This window comes from Rhizobacter sp. OV335 (genome assembly GCF_900142965.1).
Classification (GTDB): Bacteria; Pseudomonadota; Gammaproteobacteria; order Burkholderiales; family Burkholderiaceae_C; genus Rhizobacter.
Genome location: NZ_FRCQ01000003.1, coordinates 34,605 through 51,873 on the forward strand (window position 1 = coordinate 34,605; position 17,269 = coordinate 51,873).

Here is a 17,269-nt window from a genome sequence, read left to right on the forward strand (position 1 = left end):
CTCAGACCCGATCGATGATTTTCTCGCCGAACAGGCCCTGGGGCCTGACGAGGAGGAACAGCAGCGCCAGCACATACGCGAACCAGATCTCGATGCCGCCGCCGAGCATCGGCCCGAGGTAGATCTCCGACAGCTTCTCGCCGACGCCGATGATCAGCCCGCCGAGGATCGCGCCGGGGATCGATGTGAGCCCGCCCAGGATCACCACCGGCAGCGCCTTCAGCGCCACCAGCGACAGCGAGAACTGCACGCCGAGCTTGCTGCCCCAGATGATGCCGGCCACCAGCGCGACGATGCCGGCCACCGACCACACGATGACCCAGATGCGGTCGAGCGGGATGCCGATCGACTGCGCCGCCTGGTGGTCGTCGGCCACCGCGCGCAGCGCGCGGCCGGTGGCGGTCTTCTGGAAGAACAGCGCCAGCAGCGCGACCAGCGTGGCCGCGATCAGCGCCGCGACCAGGTCCTCCTGGCTGATCAGCACGCCGCCGTCGAAGCTGCCCTGCAGCACCAGCAGCGGCTCCTTCGGCATGCCGACGTCGATCTTGTAGATGTCGTTGCCGAACAGCGTCTGGCCCAGGCCGTCGAGGAAGTAGGCGATGCCCAGCGTGGCCATCAGCAGCGTGATGCCGTCCTGGTTGACCAGCCGCGACAGGCACAGCCGCTCGATCAGCCACGCGACCACCACCATCAGCGCCGCCGCGGTGACGAAGCCGAGCAGGTTCGCGAGCAGCTTGCTGTCGAAGTGGAACCACTGCGGGTACCAGCCGGAGAAGCGCGCCATCGCGAGCGCTGCGAACAGCACCATCGCGCCCTGCGCGAAATTGAACACGCCCGAGGCCTTGTAGATCAGCACGAAGCCGAGCGCGATCAGCGAATACAGCATGCCGGCCATCAGGCCGCCGAACAGGGTTTCGAGGAAAAAGCCCATCAGTGCTGAACCCCCAGGTAGGCGCGGATCACGTCGGGGTTGCCGCGCACCTCCGACGGAGTGCCGTCGCCGATCTTCTTGCCGTAGTCGAGCACCACCACCCGGTCGCTGATGTCCATCACCACCCCCATGTCGTGCTCGATCAGCACGATGGTCGTGCCGAACTCGTCGTTCACGTCGAGGATGAAGCGGCTCATGTCCTGCTTCTCCTCGACGTTCATGCCGGCCATCGGCTCGTCGAGCAGCAGCACCTGCGGCTCCATCGCGAGCGCGCGGCCGAGGTCGACGCGCTTCTGCAGCCCGTACGGCATCTTGCCGACCGGTGTCTTGCGGTACGGCTGGATCTCGAGGAAATCGATGATGCGTTCGACCACGCGCCGGTGTTCGATCTCCTCGCGCTCGGCCGGCCCGAAGCGCAGCGCCTGCAGCAGCAGGTTGCTCTTCATGCGCAGGTTGCGGCCGGTCATGATGTTGTCGAGCACGCTCATGCCCTTGAAGAGTGCGAGGTTCTGGAAGGTGCGCGCGACGCCCATCTCGGCCACCTGGCGCGAGTTCATGTGGCGGAAGGTGCGCCCGCGCAGCGCGATCGAGCCCTGCTGCGGCTGGTAGACGCCGTTGATGCAGTTCAGCATCGAGCTCTTGCCGGCGCCGTTCGGGCCGATGATGGCGCGGATCTCGTGCTCGCGCAGGTCGAAGCTGATGTCGGTCAGCGCCTTCACGCCGCCGAACGACAGGCTGATGTTCTTCACGTCGAGGATCACGTCGCCGACCTGTCGTGTCATGCGGCGCTCCTCACCGTGGCGAAGGTCTTCGCGTCGGCGATGCGCAGCTCGGCCGCGACCATGCCGCTGCGGCCGTCCTCGAACTTCACCGCGGTCTCGATGTACTGCGAGGCCCGCCCGCCGTACAGCGCGTCGACCAGCACCTGGTAGCGCTCGCCGATGAAGCCGCGCCGCACCTTGCGCGTGCGCGTCAGCTCGCCGTCGTCGGCGTCGAGCTCCTTGTGCAGCACCAGGAAGCGGGTGACCTGGCTGCCGGCGAGCTTCTCGTCGGCGGCGAGGTCGGCGTTGACCTGCTCGACGCAGTCGCGCACCAGCTCGACCACCTCGGGCTTTTGCGCCAGGTCGGTGTAGCCGGCGTACGGCAGGTTGCGGCGCTCGGCCCAGTGGCCCACCGCCTCCATGTCGATGTTGATGAAGGCGCAGACCTTCTCGCGCCGGTCGCCGAAGGCCACCGCCTCCTTGATGTACGGAAAGAACTTCAGCTTGTTCTCGACGTACTTGGGCGCGAACATCGCGCCGTCGTTCGCGCCGCCCAGCAGCCGGCCGACGTCCTTCGCCCGGTCGATGATCTTCAGGTGGCCGTGCGCGTCGAGGAAGCCGGCGTCGCCGGTGCGGTACCAGCCGTCGGCCGACAGCACCTCGGCGGTCGCCGCCTCGTTGCGGTAGTAGCCCTTCAACAAGCCGGCCGAGCGCACCAGCACCTCGCCGTCGGCAGCAACCTTCAGCTCCACGCCGTCGATCGGCACGCCCACCGTGTCGGCGCGCGCCTGGTGGTCGGGCTGCAGGCAGACGAACACGGCGGTCTCGGTCGAGCCGTAGAGCTGCTTCAGGTTGATGCCGATCGAGCGGTAGAAGCTGAACAGGTCCGGCCCGATCGCCTCGCCGGCGGTGTAGGCCACGCGCACCCGCGACAGGCCCAGCGTGTTGCGCAGCGGGCCGTAGATCAGCAGGTTGCCGAGGCCGTAGGCGATGCGATCAAGCAGGCCGAGGCGCTGGCCGTCCATGCGCGCCGGGCCGATGCGCCGCGCCAGCGCCATGCAGCGCCGGAACAGCCAGCGCTTGGGCGCACTCGCGTCTTCCATGCGGATCATCACGCTGGTGAGCAGCGCCTCGAACACGCGCGGCGGCGCGAAGTAGTAGGTCGGCCCGATCTCCTTCAGGTCGATGCCGACGGTGGCCGCCGATTCGGGGCAGCTGACGACGTAGCCGCAGGCCAGCCACTGGGCGTACGAGAACACGTTCTGGCCGATCCATGCCGGCGGCAGGTAGGCGAGCACCTCTTCGCGATCGGTCAGCCTGTCGAAGCGGGCGCCGGCGCGGGCCCGGTCGATCAGGCTCGCATGCGTGTGCACCACGCCCTTCGGGTGGCCGGTGGTGCCGGAGGTGAAGAACATCGCGGCCACGTCCTCGGGCCGGTTGCGCTGCAGCTCGTCGTCGACGTGGGTCGGGTGCGCGGCATTGAACAGGCGTCCGGCGGCGACCAGCGCGTCGAGCGAGGCCAGGCCCGGCTCGTCGTAGTGACGCAGCCCGCGCGGGTCGTCGAACCAGAGGTGGGTGAGGGCGGGACACTGCGGGCGGATCTCGAGCAGCTTGTCGACCTGCTCCTGGTCCTCGACCACCGCGAACGCGACGCCGGCATTGACGATCGGGAACACGAACTCGGTCGCGACGGCATCCTGGTAGAGCGGCACCGGGATCGCACCGAGCGACTGCGCGGCGAGCATCGTCGCGTACAGGCGCGGCCGGTTCTCGCCGACGACGATCACATGCTGGTCGCGCTGCAGGCCGGCCTGCGCCAGCCCGCCGGCGAGCTCGCGCACCAGCGTGGCGAGTTGCGCCCAGCTCAGCGTCTGCCAGATGCCGAACTCCTTCTCGCGCAGCGCCGGGGCGTCCGGCCGTTGCGCGGCATGGTCGAGCATCAGACGGGGGAACGTCGTCAGCACCGCGTGTCTCCTTGTTGTGTCCTGCCGTTTGCGACGACTGTACGAACAAGTTTGACGCCAGGTTGTCGTTCTGACGACAATCTTCGGGACATCCCCCTTCGGTCTTACCCGGGGCTACGCGCCGATCGTGCGCAGGCCGGTCGGCGTGTGGATGTGCGCGACGAGGCGGGGCGTGGCGCCTGCGGGGAGCGGCGACACGCGAACGGTCTGGTCCAGGCCGAGCGTCGCGAGCAAGGCCGTCACCCGATCAGGCTCCGGATGCTGGGCCTCGAAGCTGTGCAGGCTGCAGCCCACGTCCTGAAGGCGAGAGGCCGGGTGCACGGGCGCCTGCCATTCGATGAGCGCCGGTGCGATGCCCTCCATCGGCAAGCTCCCGTCAGACGGGATGGTGATGAGCCACTGCAACGTGGCGCGGGTGATCGGCTCGACCGTGCCCAGCGCTTCGGAAGCGGCCGCGGCGGCGTGCCGGATGTCGTTGGTGCGCGCGACCCAGTTGGACAGGCGGGGCGGGGTATCCGGTCGCAGCGTGTCCAACGCAAACCAGCGCGGTCGGGTCGGCGCAGGCGCGTCGGGATTCACCGCGATGACCTCGAGGAAGAGGCTGTCGCCCAGGCGCAGCAGCAGGTTGTGCGTGCCCATGCGTGGGTGCTCGCCACCGGCCTGCATCTCGACGCCGAGCGCATCGCGGACGAACGCGGCACCTTGCGCCAAGGTGGGCGCGGTGACGGTGATGTGGTCGAGCTGGCAGCGGCGCATCGAAGATCCTCGGGGGCAGGTCACCCCGATTCTGCGGGACGGCGTTTCGCATAGAGTTCAAGCGATGACGCGAGGGCGGATCCATGGGCGCAGCGATTCCACCGGTGGTGCAGAAGGCGGGGCAGCCGCCGCTGCGGGTGCGCGCCCGCCAGGCCAGCGTCGACGAGCTGCGCGACATCCCCTGGCTGCAGTCGCTGCAGGCCGATGAACGCGAGCGCGCGGTCGACGACCTGAAGGTGGTGCAGGTCGAGGCCGGCGAGCTGCTGTGCCGCGTCGGCAAGCCGGCGACCTTCTGGTTCGGTGTGGTCGACGGGCTGCTGAAGATGAGCAACGACTCGGCGCTCGGCATGCCGATCACCTTCACCGGCGTGCCGCCCGGCGGCTGGTTCGGCGAGGGCACGGTGCTGAAGCGCGAGGTCTACCGCTACAACATCCAGGCGCTGCGCAAGAGCGTGGTGGCGGGCATCACGGTCGAGACCTTCCACTGGCTGATCGACCGCAGCATTCCGTTCAACCGCTTCGTGATGCAGCAGCTGAACGAGCGCCTAGGCCAGTTCATCGGGGCGCGCGAGATCGACCGGCTGAACGATCCGGATGCGCGGGTGGCGCGCAGCCTGGCCTCGCTGTTCCATCCGGTGCTGTATCCGGGGGTCGGCACCTTGCTGCGGATCACGCAGCAGGAGCTGGGCTACCTGGTCGGGCTGTCGCGGCAGCGGGTGAATGAGGCGCTGCATGCGCTGCAGGCCGAAGGCTTGATCCGCATCGAGTACGGCGGGCTGCGGGTGATCGACCTCGAAGGCTTGCGTCGACGCCTGCAGCGTCCCGCCGAGGCTGGCGCTACTCCTCCAGCTCCGCCTTTGCCATCTCCACATCCAGCCGCTCCATCGCATCGGCCGGGTTGAAGGCGGCCGCATCGGCATACAGCTGCTCGGCCTCCTTCATCTTCTTGTCGCCCTCGAGCATCACCAGCCCGTTCGCGTACTCCACCATCGCGATCGCCGAATCCGGGTTCAGCTTCAGCGCGGTCTTGAACGCCGCCAGCCCCGCCTCCTTGCTCGCCCCTTGCGTGCGCCCGAGCAGCGAGCCCACCTTGTCGATCACCTCGGCGTGGAAGGTGCCGAGACCGATGTGCGCGTCGGCATGCTTCGGCTGCAGCTTGATCGCCGTCTCCAACGCGCCCTTGACCTTGCTGCCCAGCCCCTGCGTCAGCGCCTTCGCGACGCTGATGCCCTGGCTGTAGCGCCCGAGCGCATAGGCCGACAGGTACCAGGCGTTCGCGTTCTTCGGGTCTTCGGCGGCCTGCGCCTCGGCGCGCTCGGCGACCTCCTGGAACAGCGCGAGCTTGGTCTTCTCGTTCTTCTCCAGGTAGTTCGCATAGATGGCCTGCGCCTTGTTGGCCACCGTGATGCCAGCACCGCCCGCCTTCAGCCCGGCCTCGGTCGCCTTCTGGAACTCGCCGGCATGGAACAGCGCCCAGGCGGCCAGCACTTTGTCGTCCTTCGGCAGCGGCTCGGCATCGCCGGCATGCAGCCGGGCCCACTTCTTCTTCAGGCTCGCGGCGTCGAAGCTGTACTCGGCGGCGTCGTACGGGAAAGCGGTCCACTTGGCCATGGTTGTCTCCTGGGGTCAGCGCTTCGGCAGCGCACTCTGGTAGTTGCCGACCAGCGCGAGCAGGTGTTCGCGCGCGGCGGCATCGAGGTAGGGCGTCAGCAGGCTCAGCACATGGAAGGCGCCGCGCAGCAGCGCCGCGCCGGCACCCTCGGGCTCGAGCGCGCGGCGCGGGTCACGCACGTACTCGTAGCTCAGCCAGTAGGTCAGCACCACCACCATCGCGGTGGCGACCGGTTCGGTCTCGCGGCTGTCGAAGGAGGACTTGCCGGGCTTGGCGGCCTTGGTGATGGCGCCGCCGCGCACCAGGCCGGCGAGCACCGCGCGCACCGCGCGCGATTTCTCGTCGAGGATCTTCTGGAACTGCGTCTCCAGCCGGCGGTTCTTCGACAGCAGGTCGTTCAGGTCGCGGTACAGGAAGCGGTACTGCCAGATCAGCTCGAACAGCATGTGGAAGAACAGCCAGGCGTCCTCGACATGGCGCACGTCGTCGGCCGCACGCAGCAGCTCGCCAAGGGATTGCTCGTAGCGGCCGAACAGCGTGTTGATCAGCTCGTCCTTGGCGGGGTAGTGGTAGTACAGGTTCCCAGGGCTGATCTTCAGCTCGGCCGAGATCAGCGTGGTCGAGACATTCGGTTCGCCGAAGCGGTTGAACAGGTCGAGTGCCACTTCGAGGATGCGCTCGGCGGTGCGGCGCGGCGGCTTCGGGTCTTTCGATGCGGTGGCCATCGTCGTTGTCGTTCTGGCGTGGAGCGCGGGGCAGGTCCCTTGCGCGGGCAATCTAGCACCAAGTTCCGCGCTGGCCGGCCGGTATTTGCCCGTGCCAGCAGGAATGGCGGGCGCTGCCTACAATCGCCGCCTCTTCCGGATCAACATGCCAGCCATCTCGTTCCAGCAGGTCAGCAAGACCTATCGCTCAAAAAGCGCGCACAACGAGGTGCGCGCCCTGTCCGAAGTCAGCATGGACATCGAGCCCGGCGAGTTCTTCGGGCTGCTCGGGCCCAACGGCGCCGGCAAGACCACGCTGATCAGCATCCTCGCCGGCCTGTCGCAGGCCACCAGCGGGCGCGTGCTGGTGCATGGCCATGACGTCGTCACCGACTACGCAGCCGCGCGCCGCAGCCTGGGCATCGTGCCGCAGGAACTGGTGTTCGACCCGTTCTTCACGGTGCGCGAGGCGCTGGTGATCCAGAGCGGCTACTTCGGCGTGCGCGGCAACGACGCCTGGATCGACGAGCTGCTGCACCACCTCGGCCTGGCCGACAAGGCCAACGCCAACATGCGCCAGCTGTCCGGCGGCATGAAGCGCCGCGTGCTGGTCGCGCAGGCGCTGGTGCACCGCCCGCCGGTGATCGTGCTCGACGAGCCGACCGCCGGCGTCGACGTCGAGCTGCGCCAGACGCTGTGGCACTTCATCGCGCGCCTCAACAAGGAAGGCCACACGGTGCTGCTGACCACCCACTACCTCGAAGAGGCCGAGGCGCTGTGCAACCGCATCGCGATGCTGAAGCAGGGCCGGGTGGTGGCACTCGACCGCACCTCGGCGCTGCTGGCCGGCACCGCGAGCACGATGCTGCGCTTCAAGATGGATGCGCCGCTGCCGGCCTCGCTGGCCGCGCAGTCGCGCGTGACCGGGCGCATCGTGCAGATCAAGGCGCATGACGCGCACGAGGTCGAGACGGTGCTGGGCGTGCTGCGCGCCGCCGGCTGCCAGCCGGAAGACCTGGAGATCGGCCGCGCCGACCTGGAGGACGTGTTCCTCGACATCATGAACGGCCCCGAGGTGAAGGCATGAGCGCTGTCCCTGGCTTGTTGTCGGGCACGCGCACGCTGCTCTACAAGGAGGTGCTGCGCTTCTGGAAGGTCAGCTTCCAGACCGTTGCCGCGCCGGTGCTGACGGCCGTGCTGTACCTGCTGATCTTCGGCCACGCGCTCGAAGACCATGTGAAGGTCTACGGCACCGTCAGCTACACCGCGTTCCTGATCCCCGGCCTGGTGATGATGAGCGTGCTGCAGAACGCGTTCGCCAACAGCAGCTCGTCGCTGATCCAGAGCAAGATCACCGGCAACCTGGTGTTCCTGCTGGTCACGCCGCTCAGCCACTGGGCCTGGTTCCTGGCCTACGTCGGCGCGGCCATCGTGCGCGGGCTGGTGGTCGGGCTGGGCGTGCTGCTGGTGACGGCATGGTTCGCGCCGCTGACGGTCGCGCAGCCGCTGTGGATCCTGGTGTTCGCGATCGCCGGGGCCGCGCTGATGGGCGCGCTCGGGCTGGTGGCCGGCCTGTGGGCCGAGAAGTTCGACCAGATCGCCGCGTTCCAGAACTTCATCGTGATGCCGATGACCTTCCTGTCGGGGGTCTTCTACTCGGTGCATTCGCTGCCGCCGCTGTGGCTGAAGGTGAGCCACCTGAATCCGTTCTTCTACATGATCGACGGCTTCCGGCACGGTTTCTTCGGCGTCAGCGACGTGTCGCCGTGGACCAGCCTGGCGGTGGTGGCGGGCAGCCTGGCGGTGGTCTGCGGGCTGTGCCTGCACCTGCTGCGCATCGGCTACAAGATCCGGCACTGATCCTCCGGGCTTTCCGGCTGGGTGATAATCGCCGTCCTTATGGCCGACCCCACCCCCGACGACGTCCAGCGCTACATCGCGCAAGGGCTCGCCTGCGAGCACTTGCAGGTCGAGGGCGATGGCCGCCACTTCTTCGCCACCATCGTGTCGGCGGAGTTCGAAGGTGCCAGCCGCGTCGCGCGCCACCAGCGCGTCTACAAGGCCCTGGGCGATAGAATGCGCGAGCAAATCCACGCGCTGTCGATGAAGACCCTCACGCCCGCCGAGTGGGCCCACGCTGCCGAGCCCGCCTCGGCCCACCACCACCACTGAACCCAGCCGCAGTGTCCGCTGCGGCTGGCGGGCCTGCGGGTGCAGGTCATCCAGCCGTGTCGGGCCTGGGCGATTCCCACGCCATGGACAAACTCCTCATCCGCGGTGGCCGCCAACTGAACGGCGACGTCACGATCTCCGGTGCCAAGAACGCCGCGCTGCCCGAGCTGTGCGCCGCGCTGCTGACGGCCGAGCCGGTCACGCTGACCAACGTGCCCCGCCTGCAGGACGTCAGCACCACGCTGAAGCTGCTGCGCAACATGGGCGTCAGCGCCGAGCGCAGCGAATCCGAACCTGACACCGTCTCGCTGAACGCCGCGGCCGTCACCTCGCCCGAAGCCCCCTACGACCTGGTCAAGACCATGCGCGCGTCGATCCTGGTGCTGGGCCCGCTGCTGGCCCGCTTCGGCGAGGCCACCGTCTCGCTGCCCGGCGGCTGCGCGATCGGCTCGCGCCCGGTCGACCAGCACATCAAGGGCTTGCAGGCGATGGGCGCCGACATCGTGGTCGAGCACGGCTACATCATCGCGAAGACCAAGCGCCTGAAGGGCGCCCGCATCACGACCGACATGGTCACCGTGACCGGCACAGAGAACCTGCTGATGGCCGCGACGCTGGCCGAGGGCGAGACGGTGCTGGAGAACGCCGCCCAGGAGCCCGAGATCCGTGACCTGGCCGAGATGCTGATCGCGATGGGCGCGAAGATCGAAGGCCACGGCGGCAGCCGGATCCGCATCCAGGGCGTCGAGCGGCTGGGTGGCGTGCAGCACCGGATCGTTCCCGACCGCATCGAGACCGGCACCTTCCTGTGCGCGGTGGCCGCCACCGGCGGCGACGTCGTGCTGCGGCGCGCGCGCGCCGACCACCTCGACGCGGTGATCGACAAGCTGCGCGAGGCCGGCGTCACGATCGAATCCGGCGACGACTGGATCCGCGTGAAGAACGCGAAGCGCCCGCGCGCGGTGAGCTTCCGCACCAGCGAGTACCCGGCCTTCCCGACCGACATGCAGGCGCAATTCATGGCGCTGAACTGCATCGCCGAAGGCTCGGCCAAGGTCACCGAGACCATCTTCGAGAACCGCTTCATGCACGTCAACGAGCTGGTGCGGCTGGGCGCGAAGATCGAGGTCGACGGCCACACCGCGGTGATGAACGGCGTCGAGCGCCTGTCGGGCGCCACCGTGATGGCGACCGACCTGCGGGCCTCCGCCAGCCTCGTGATCGCCGGCCTGGTGGCCGACGGCGAGACGGTGGTCGACCGCATCTACCACCTGGACCGCGGCTACGACCAGATGGAAGCCAAGCTGCGCGGCATCGGCGCCGACATCGAGCGGGTGAAGTGATGCTGACGCTCGCCCTGTCAAAAGGTCGGATCTTCGACGAGACGCTGCCGCTGCTGAAGGCAGCCGGCATCGAGGTGACCGAGGACCCGGAGAAGTCGCGCAAGCTGATCCTGGGCACCAACCAGCCCGAGGTGCGTGTGGTGCTGGTGCGCGCGACCGACGTGCCCACCTATGTGCAGTACGGCGGCGCCGACCTCGGCGTGGCCGGCAAGGACATCCTGCTGGAGCACGGCGGCCAAGGGCTGTACCAGCCGCTCGACCTGCGCATCGCGAAGTGCCGCATGAGCGTCGCGGTGCGGGCCGATTTCGACTATGCCGCGGCCGTCAAGCAGGGCTCGCGCATCCGCGTCGCGACCAAGTACGTCGGCGTCGCGCGCGACCACTTCGCCGAGAAGGGCGTGCACGTCGACCTGATCAAGCTGTACGGCTCGATGGAACTCGCGCCGCTGACCGGCCTGGCCGATGCCATCGTCGACCTGGTGTCGACCGGCAGCACGCTGAAGGCCAACCACCTGGTCGAGGTCGAGGAGATCATGCAGATCTCGTCGCGCCTGGTCGTCAACCAGGCGGCGCTGAAGCTCAAGCGCGAGCCCTTGCGCCAGATCATCGATGCCTTTTCCACTGCCATAGAGTCCCGACCATGAGCGTGAAGATCCGCCAGCTCGCCACCACCGCCCCCGGCTTCGAGGCCGATTTCCAGCGGGTGCTGCATTGGTCGGCGGAGACGGATCATGCGATCGAGGAGCGCGTCGCGGCCATCCTGGCCGACGTGCAGGCACGTGGCGACGCGGCGCTGCTGGAGTACACGCAGCGCTTCGACGGGCTGACGGCTGCCTCGGTCGCGTCGCTCGAGATCACCCGCGACGAGCTGCAGGCCGCGCTGCAGGCGATCACGCCGGCGCAGCGCGCGGCGCTCGAAGCGGCGGCCCAGCGCGTGCGCAGCTACCACCAGCGCCAGCTCGACGCCTGCGGCCGCTCGTGGAGCTACCGCGATGAAGACGGCACGCTGCTCGGCCAGAAGGTCACGCCGCTCGACCGCGTCGGCATCTACGTGCCGGGTGGCAAGGCGGCGTACCCGTCGAGCGTGCTGATGAACGCGGTGCCGGCGAAGGTGGCCGGTGTCGGCGAGATCGTGATGGTCGTGCCCACGCCCAAGGGTGATCGCAACGCGATGGTGCTGGCCGCGGCCGCGATCGCCGGCGTCGACCGCGCGTTCACGCTGGGTGGGGCGCAGGCCGTGGCCGCGCTGGCCTATGGCACCGCCACTGTGCCGGCGGTCGACAAGATCACCGGCCCGGGCAATGCCTATGTCGCGAGCGCCAAGCGCCGGGTGTTCGGCAAGGTCGGCATCGACATGATCGCCGGGCCGAGCGAGATCCTGGTGCTGGCCGACGGCAGCACGCCGCCCGACTGGGTCGCGATGGACCTGTTCAGCCAGGCTGAGCACGACGAGCTCGCGCAAAGCATCCTGCTGTGCCCCGACGCGGCCTACATCGCGCGCGTGGCCGAGGCCATCGAGCGCCTGCTGCCCGACCTGCCGCGCCGCGACGTGATCCGCGCGTCGCTCGAAGGCCGCGGCGCGCTGATCCACACCCGCAGCATGGAAGAGGCCTGCGAGATCAGCAACCGCATCGCGCCGGAGCACCTGGAGGTCAGCTCGGCCGAGCCGGCGCGCTGGGAGCCGCTGCTGCGCCATGCCGGTGCGATCTTCCTCGGCGCGTTCACCAGCGAGAGCCTGGGTGATTACTGCGCCGGCCCGAACCACGTGCTGCCGACCTCGGGCACCGCGCGCTTCTCGTCGCCGCTGGGCGTCTACGACTTCCAGAAGCGATCGAGCCTGATCGAGGTCAGCGAGGCCGGTGCCCAGGTGCTCGGTCCGATCGCGGCCGAGCTGGCATACGGCGAAGGCCTGCAGGCGCATGCCCGGGCCGCCGAACTTCGACTGAAAGGGAACCGCTGATGAGCGCCGCGCTGGAACAACGCATGCAACGGGTGATCCGCCAGGACATCCAGTCGATGCACGGCTACGCGGTGCAGCCGTCGGCGGGGCTGGTCAAGCTCGACACGATGGAGAACCCGTTCCCGCTGCCGCCTGCGCTGCGCGAGGCATTGGGCAAGCGGCTGGCCGACGTGGCGCTGAACCGCTACCCGGCCGAGCGAGGCGACCTGCTGCGCGAAAAGCTCGCCGCGCACGCCGGCATGCCGGACGACTGCGACATCATGCTGGGCAACGGCTCCGACGAGCTGATCTCGCTGCTGGCGCTGGCCTGCGACGTGCCGGGCAACAGCGTGCTGGCGCCGCTGCCGGGCTTCGTGATGTACGCGATGTCGGCCAAGCTGCAGGGCCTGCCGTTCATCGGCGTGCCCACCACGGCCGATTTCGAGCTCGACCTGCCGGCGATGCTGGCCGCGGTGCGCGAGCACCAGCCGGCGCTGGTCTACCTCGCCTACCCGAACAACCCGACCGCGAACCTCTGGGACGATGCGGCGATCGACGCGATCATCGAGGCCGCGCCCGGCCTGGTCGTGATCGACGAGGCCTACCAGCCATTCGCCGCGCGCGATTCGATGGCCAGGCTGAAGCGGCATGAGCACGTGCTGCTGATGCGCACGATGAGCAAGTTCGGGCTGGCCGGCGTGCGCATCGGCTACCTGATCGGCCGCAAGCCGCTGGTCGCCGAGGTCGACAAGCTGCGCCCGCCGTTCAACATCAGCGTGCTGAACTGCGAGGCGGCGCTGTTCGCGCTGGAGCATGTCGACGAGTACGCGCGCCAGGCGGCGATCATCCGCAGCGAGCGCGACCGGCTGCTGGCCGCATTGCGCGATCTGCCGGGCGTGAAGCCGTTCCCGAGCGAGGCCAACATGATCCTCGCGCGCGTGGCCGATTCGGCCGCCGCGTTCGCCGGCATGAAGGCGCGCGGCGTGCTCGTGAAGAACGTCGCCGGGCTGCACCCGCTGCTGGCCAACTGCCTGCGCCTGACGGTGGGCACGCCCGACGAGAACGTGAAGATGCTGCAAGCCCTGAAGGAAAGCCTCTGATGAGCACCGTGGAACGCAAGGCGGAGGTGGTCCGCAACACCAACGAGACGCAGATCCGGGTCGCGCTGAACCTCGACGGCACCGGTGCCGCGAGCTTCCACACCGGCATCGGCTTCTTCGACCACATGCTCGACCAGATCGCCCGCCACGGGCTGATCGACCTCGACATCGACGCGAAGGGCGACCTGCACATCGACGGCCACCACACGGTGGAAGACGTCGGCATCACGCTTGGCCAGGCGATGGCCAAGGCGGTGGGCGACAAGAAGGGGCTGCGGCGCTACGGCCATGCCTACGTGCCGCTCGACGAAGCGCTGTCGCGGGTCGTGATCGACTTCTCCGGCCGGCCGGGGCTGCACATGCGGGTCGACTTCAAGAGCGGCATGATCGGCGCGCTCGACACGCAGCTGGTCTACGAGTTCTTCCAGGGCTTCTCGAACCACGCCGGCGTCACGCTGCACATCGACAACCTGCACGGCGAGAACGCGCACCACCAGTGCGAGACGATCTTCAAGGCCTTCGCGCGGGCGCTGCGGATGGCGCTGGAGATCGATCCGCGGGCGGCCGAAGTGATCCCGTCGACGAAGGGGAGCCTGTAAGTGGCACGAACGGTCGCGGTCGTCGACTACGGCATGGGCAACCTGCGCTCGGTGTCGCAGGCGGTGCTGCACGTGGCGCGCGGCGAAGGGGTCGACGTGATCGTCACCTCGAAGCCCGACGAGGTGTACGCCGCCGAGCGCGTCGTGCTGCCCGGCCAGGGCGCGATGCCCGATTGCATGCGCGAGCTGCGCGATTCCGGCCTGCAAGAGGCGGTGCTGCACGCCGCGGCCAACAAGCCGCTGATGGGCGTGTGCGTCGGCATGCAGATGCTGCTGTCCACCAGCGAAGAGGGCCCCACCGATGGGCTCGGGCTGATCCCCGGCGCGGTGCGGCGCTTCCAGCTTGCCGGGCAGTTGCAACCCGACGGCAGCCGCTTCAAGGTGCCGCAGATGGGCTGGAACCAGGTCTGGCAGCGGGCCCAGCCGCGCGTGCACCCGATCTGGGCAGGCGTGCCGGATGGCGCGTACTACTACTTCGTCCACAGCTTCTACGCGCAGCCGGTCGATCCGGCCGACAGCGCCGGTGAAACCGATTACGGCGTTCGCTTTACCTGCGCGCTGGCTCGGGATAACATTTTCGCCACGCAGTTCCACCCCGAGAAAAGTGCCGAGCACGGGCTTGCCCTGTACCGCAACTTCCTGCATTGGACTCCTTGACCACACGTCAGCGCTTTCCAGCGTGTTCCTTGCGACCTTCTCGGTTTGTTCGCTCACCTCTCCCCACCCCACTGATTCGGCCATGCTGCTGATCCCCGCCATCGACCTGAAAGACGGTCACTGTGTCCGCCTGAAGCAGGGTGACATGAACGACTCCACCACCTTCAGCGAGGACCCGGCCGCGATGGCGCGACGATGGGTCAACGCCGGGGCGCGGCGCCTGCACCTGGTCGACCTGAACGGCGCGTTCGCCGGCAAGCCGGTCAACGAGGCGGCGATCAAGGCCATCCTGGCCGAGGTCGGCGACGACATCCCGGTGCAGCTGGGCGGCGGCATCCGCGACCTCGACACCATCGAGCGCTACCTGGATGACGGCCTGAGCTTCGTGATCATCGGCACCGCCGCGGTCAAGAGCCCCGGCTTCCTGAAGGACGCCTGCAGCGCGTTCGGCGGCCACATCATCGTCGGGCTGGACGCGAAGGACGGCAAGGTCGCGACCGACGGCTGGAGCAAGCTGACCGGCCACGAGGTGGTCGACCTCGCGAAGAAGTTCGAGGATTACGGCGTCGAAGGGGTGATCTACACCGACATCGGCCGCGACGGCATGCTGAACGGCATCAACATCGACGCGACCGTCAAGCTGGCGCAGGCGCTGTCGATCCCGGTGATCGCGTCGGGCGGGCTGTCCGACCTGGCCGACATCGAGCGGCTGTGCGCGATCGAGGACCAGGGCGTCGAAGGCGTGATCTGCGGCCGGGCGATCTACACCGGCAACCTCGATTTCGCGCTGGCGCAGAAGCGCGCCGACGAACTGAACGGCACACTGAACGGCGCCTGATGCTGGCCAAGCGAATCATTCCTTGCCTCGACGTCACCGGCGGGCGGGTCGTCAAGGGCGTCAACTTCGTCGAGCTGCGCGATGCCGGCGATCCGGTCGAGATCGCCGCCCGCTACAACGAGCAGGGCGCCGACGAGATCACCTTCCTCGACATCACCGCCACCAGCGACGGCCGCGGCCTGCTGCTGCACATGATCGAGGCGGTGGCCTCGCAGGTCTTCATCCCGCTGACGGTGGGCGGCGGCGTGCGCACGGTGGACGACGTCCGCACGCTGCTGAACGCCGGGGCCGACAAGGTCAGTTTCAACTCGGCCGCGGTGGCCAACCCGCAGGTGATCCGCGATGCGTCGGCCAAGTACGGCGCGCAATGCATCGTGGTGGCGATCGACGCCAAGTCGCGCGAGGACGGCCAGTCCGGCTGGCAGGTCTACACCCACGGCGGGCGCCGCAACACCGGCCTCGATGCGGTCGAATGGGCGCGCACCATGGCCGAGCACGGCGCCGGCGAGATCCTGCTGACCAGCATGGACCGCGACGGCACGCGCATCGGCTTCAACCTGCCGCTGACGCGCGCGGTCAGCGATGCGGTCGACGTGCCGGTGATCGCCTCGGGCGGCGTCGGCACGCTGGAGCACCTGGTCGAGGGCATCCAGCAAGGCGGTGCCGATGCGGTGCTGGCGGCCAGCATCTTCCACTACGGGCAGCACACGGTCGGTGAAGCGAAGGCCTTGATGGCCGCACGCGGGATCCCGGTTCGCCTGTGAGTGCCGCGAAGAAGGCTGGCCCGCCGCGCGAGGTGCGCGTGATCGGCGGCGTGTGGAAGCGCAGCAAGCTGCCGGTGGCCGACGCTCCGGGCCTGCGGCCCACGCCCGACCGGGTGCGCGAGACACTGTTCAACTGGCTGGGCCAGTCGCTCGACGGCTGGCGCTGCCTGGATGCCTACGCCGGCAGTGGCGCGCTCGGCTTCGAGGCCGCATCGCGCGGCGCGGCCGAGGTGATGTTGATCGAGCGCGACAGCCGGCTGGCGCGCGGCCTGCGCGAGGTGCAGGAGCGGTTGAAGGCCGTGCAGGTGCGCATCGAGGCAGCGGACGCACTGGCCTGGATGGCGCGCAGCGCGCCGGGCCGCTTCGAGCTGGTCTTCATCGATCCGCCCTTCGACGCCGATGTGTTCCTGCCGGCGCTGAAGGCCGCGGCCCCGCTGGTCGTGGACGGCGGCTTCGTCTACCTGGAAGCCGACCGGGCCTTCACCGAGGCCGAGCTGGCGCCGCTCGGCCTGGTGCTGCAGCGCCACGGCCGCGCCGGTGCGGTGCATTTCCATTTGCTGCGCCGCAGCTACACTGCGCCGCAAACGCCCGTGGAAACCGTGTGAGCCCGATCCGAAGGAGCCTGTCTTGACCTCTGTGACCCGCCTCACCGCCGTCTACCCCGGCACGTTCGATCCGATGACGCTCGGGCACGAAGACCTGATGCGGCGCGCCGCGCGCCTGTTCGAGCGGCTGATCGTCGCGGTGGCGGCCGGCCACCACAAGCGCACGATGTTCACGCTCGACGAGCGGCTGGAGATCGCGCAGGAGCTGGCGGCCAAGCACCCGAACATCGAGGTGATCGCGTTCCGCGGGCTGCTGCGCGACTTCGTGGTCTCGCATGACGGCAAGGTGGTGGTGCGCGGGCTGCGCGCCGTCAGCGACTTCGAGTACGAATTCCAGATGGCCGGCATGAACCGCCAGCTGATGCCCGACGTGGAAACGGTGTTCCTGACGCCCAGCGACCACTACCAGTTCGTTTCCGGCACTTTCGTGCGCGAGATTGCCACCTTGGGCGGTGATGTCTCGAAGTTCGTGTCACCCTCGGTGCTCAACCGACTTCAACAACGCGTCAAACCGGACGCGTGAT

20 protein-coding genes are annotated in these 17,269 nt (G+C 68.6%); 14 read left to right on the forward strand and 6 right to left on the reverse strand.

The window, feature by feature from the left end:
- Position 1: 1 nt before the first annotated feature.
- The 4 genes from BUE42_RS03740 to BUE42_RS03755 all read right to left on the reverse strand — a co-directional run bounded on the left by BUE42_RS03740 (position 2) and on the right by BUE42_RS03755 (position 4,412).
- Complete coding sequence (locus BUE42_RS03740) at positions 2–931, reverse strand: branched-chain amino acid ABC transporter permease (RefSeq protein WP_073462873.1); 930 nt, start codon at positions 929–931, stop codon at positions 2–4.
- Positions 931–1,713: an ABC transporter ATP-binding protein gene (locus BUE42_RS03745; protein ID WP_073462875.1), complete on the reverse strand. Its 783-nt coding sequence runs from the start codon at positions 1,711–1,713 to the stop codon at positions 931–933. The genes BUE42_RS03740 and BUE42_RS03745 overlap by 1 nt, the downstream gene beginning before the upstream one ends.
- Entirely contained in the window at positions 1,710–3,656 is a 1,947-nt protein-coding gene (locus BUE42_RS03750) for an AMP-dependent synthetase/ligase (RefSeq protein WP_073462877.1), read from the reverse strand. The genes BUE42_RS03745 and BUE42_RS03750 overlap by 4 nt, the downstream gene beginning before the upstream one ends.
- Positions 3,657–3,770: 114 nt before the next feature.
- Positions 3,771–4,412: a VOC family protein gene (locus BUE42_RS03755; protein WP_073462879.1), complete on the reverse strand. Its 642-nt coding sequence runs from the start codon at positions 4,410–4,412 to the stop codon at positions 3,771–3,773.
- A gap of 83 nt (positions 4,413–4,495) precedes the next feature.
- On the opposite strand from BUE42_RS03755, the gene BUE42_RS03760 reads away from it, so the two are divergent.
- The gene (locus BUE42_RS03760; RefSeq protein ID WP_083613856.1) at positions 4,496–5,314 is read left to right on the forward strand and encodes a Crp/Fnr family transcriptional regulator; all 819 of its coding nucleotides are present in this window, start codon (positions 4,496–4,498) and stop codon (positions 5,312–5,314) included.
- Here the strand turns inward: BUE42_RS03760 and BUE42_RS03765 are convergent.
- Entirely contained in the window at positions 5,250–6,023 is a 774-nt protein-coding gene (locus tag BUE42_RS03765) for a tetratricopeptide repeat protein (protein ID WP_073462881.1), read from the reverse strand. The two genes, BUE42_RS03760 and BUE42_RS03765, sit on opposite strands and share 65 nt — an antisense overlap.
- A 15-nt stretch (positions 6,024–6,038) precedes the next feature.
- Positions 6,039–6,749 (reverse strand): TetR/AcrR family transcriptional regulator, encoded by a 711-nt coding sequence (locus tag BUE42_RS03770; RefSeq protein WP_073462883.1) that lies wholly within the window; start codon positions 6,747–6,749, stop codon positions 6,039–6,041.
- Between the two features lie 145 nt (positions 6,750–6,894).
- Here BUE42_RS03770 and BUE42_RS03775 point away from each other — a divergent pair, with 145 nt between their 5' ends.
- From BUE42_RS03775 to coaD, 13 genes are all read left to right on the forward strand, one after another.
- Entirely contained in the window at positions 6,895–7,815 is a 921-nt protein-coding gene (locus BUE42_RS03775) for an ABC transporter ATP-binding protein (RefSeq protein WP_073463376.1), read from the forward strand.
- The gene (locus tag BUE42_RS03780; protein ID WP_073462885.1) at positions 7,812–8,588 is read left to right on the forward strand and encodes an ABC transporter permease; all 777 of its coding nucleotides are present in this window, start codon (positions 7,812–7,814) and stop codon (positions 8,586–8,588) included. Before BUE42_RS03775 ends, BUE42_RS03780 begins: the two co-directional genes overlap by 4 nt.
- 39 nt (positions 8,589–8,627) lie before the next feature.
- Positions 8,628–8,900: a BolA family protein gene (locus BUE42_RS03785; RefSeq protein WP_047586287.1), complete on the forward strand. Its 273-nt coding sequence runs from the start codon at positions 8,628–8,630 to the stop codon at positions 8,898–8,900.
- A gap of 83 nt (positions 8,901–8,983) precedes the next feature.
- Positions 8,984–10,243 carry a UDP-N-acetylglucosamine 1-carboxyvinyltransferase gene (murA, locus tag BUE42_RS03790; protein WP_073462887.1) on the forward strand — a complete coding sequence of 420 codons (1,260 nt, stop codon included), beginning with the start codon at positions 8,984–8,986 and terminating at the stop codon, positions 10,241–10,243.
- Entirely contained in the window at positions 10,243–10,887 is a 645-nt protein-coding gene (gene hisG / locus BUE42_RS03795) for an ATP phosphoribosyltransferase (protein ID WP_073462889.1), read from the forward strand. The genes murA and hisG overlap by 1 nt, the downstream gene beginning before the upstream one ends.
- Positions 10,884–12,203 carry a histidinol dehydrogenase gene (gene hisD, locus BUE42_RS03800; protein WP_073462891.1) on the forward strand — a complete coding sequence of 440 codons (1,320 nt, stop codon included), beginning with the start codon at positions 10,884–10,886 and terminating at the stop codon, positions 12,201–12,203. Before hisG ends, hisD begins: the two co-directional genes overlap by 4 nt.
- Positions 12,203–13,282: a histidinol-phosphate transaminase gene (gene hisC / locus BUE42_RS03805; protein WP_073462893.1), complete on the forward strand. Its 1,080-nt coding sequence runs from the start codon at positions 12,203–12,205 to the stop codon at positions 13,280–13,282. The genes hisD and hisC overlap by 1 nt, the downstream gene beginning before the upstream one ends.
- A complete protein-coding gene (hisB, locus tag BUE42_RS03810; protein WP_073462895.1) occupies positions 13,282–13,881 on the forward strand; it encodes an imidazoleglycerol-phosphate dehydratase HisB in 600 nt (199 codons plus the stop codon). The genes hisC and hisB overlap by 1 nt, the downstream gene beginning before the upstream one ends.
- The gene (gene hisH / locus BUE42_RS03815; protein WP_073462897.1) at positions 13,882–14,538 is read left to right on the forward strand and encodes an imidazole glycerol phosphate synthase subunit HisH; all 657 of its coding nucleotides are present in this window, start codon (positions 13,882–13,884) and stop codon (positions 14,536–14,538) included.
- 82 nt (positions 14,539–14,620) lie between these two features.
- Complete coding sequence (gene hisA, locus BUE42_RS03820; RefSeq protein ID WP_073462899.1) at positions 14,621–15,376, forward strand: 1-(5-phosphoribosyl)-5-[(5-phosphoribosylamino)methylideneamino]imidazole-4-carboxamide isomerase; 756 nt, start codon at positions 14,621–14,623, stop codon at positions 15,374–15,376.
- Entirely contained in the window at positions 15,376–16,140 is a 765-nt protein-coding gene (hisF, locus tag BUE42_RS03825) for an imidazole glycerol phosphate synthase subunit HisF (RefSeq protein ID WP_073462901.1), read from the forward strand. The genes hisA and hisF overlap by 1 nt, the downstream gene beginning before the upstream one ends.
- The gene (rsmD, locus tag BUE42_RS03830; protein WP_235002072.1) at positions 16,137–16,745 is read left to right on the forward strand and encodes a 16S rRNA (guanine(966)-N(2))-methyltransferase RsmD; all 609 of its coding nucleotides are present in this window, start codon (positions 16,137–16,139) and stop codon (positions 16,743–16,745) included. The genes hisF and rsmD overlap by 4 nt, the downstream gene beginning before the upstream one ends.
- Before the next feature lie 22 nt (positions 16,746–16,767).
- Positions 16,768–17,268, forward strand: coding sequence for a pantetheine-phosphate adenylyltransferase (coaD, locus tag BUE42_RS03835; protein ID WP_073462903.1), 501 nt, complete (start codon positions 16,768–16,770; stop codon positions 17,266–17,268).
- The last annotated feature ends 1 nt before the right edge of the window (position 17,269 follow it).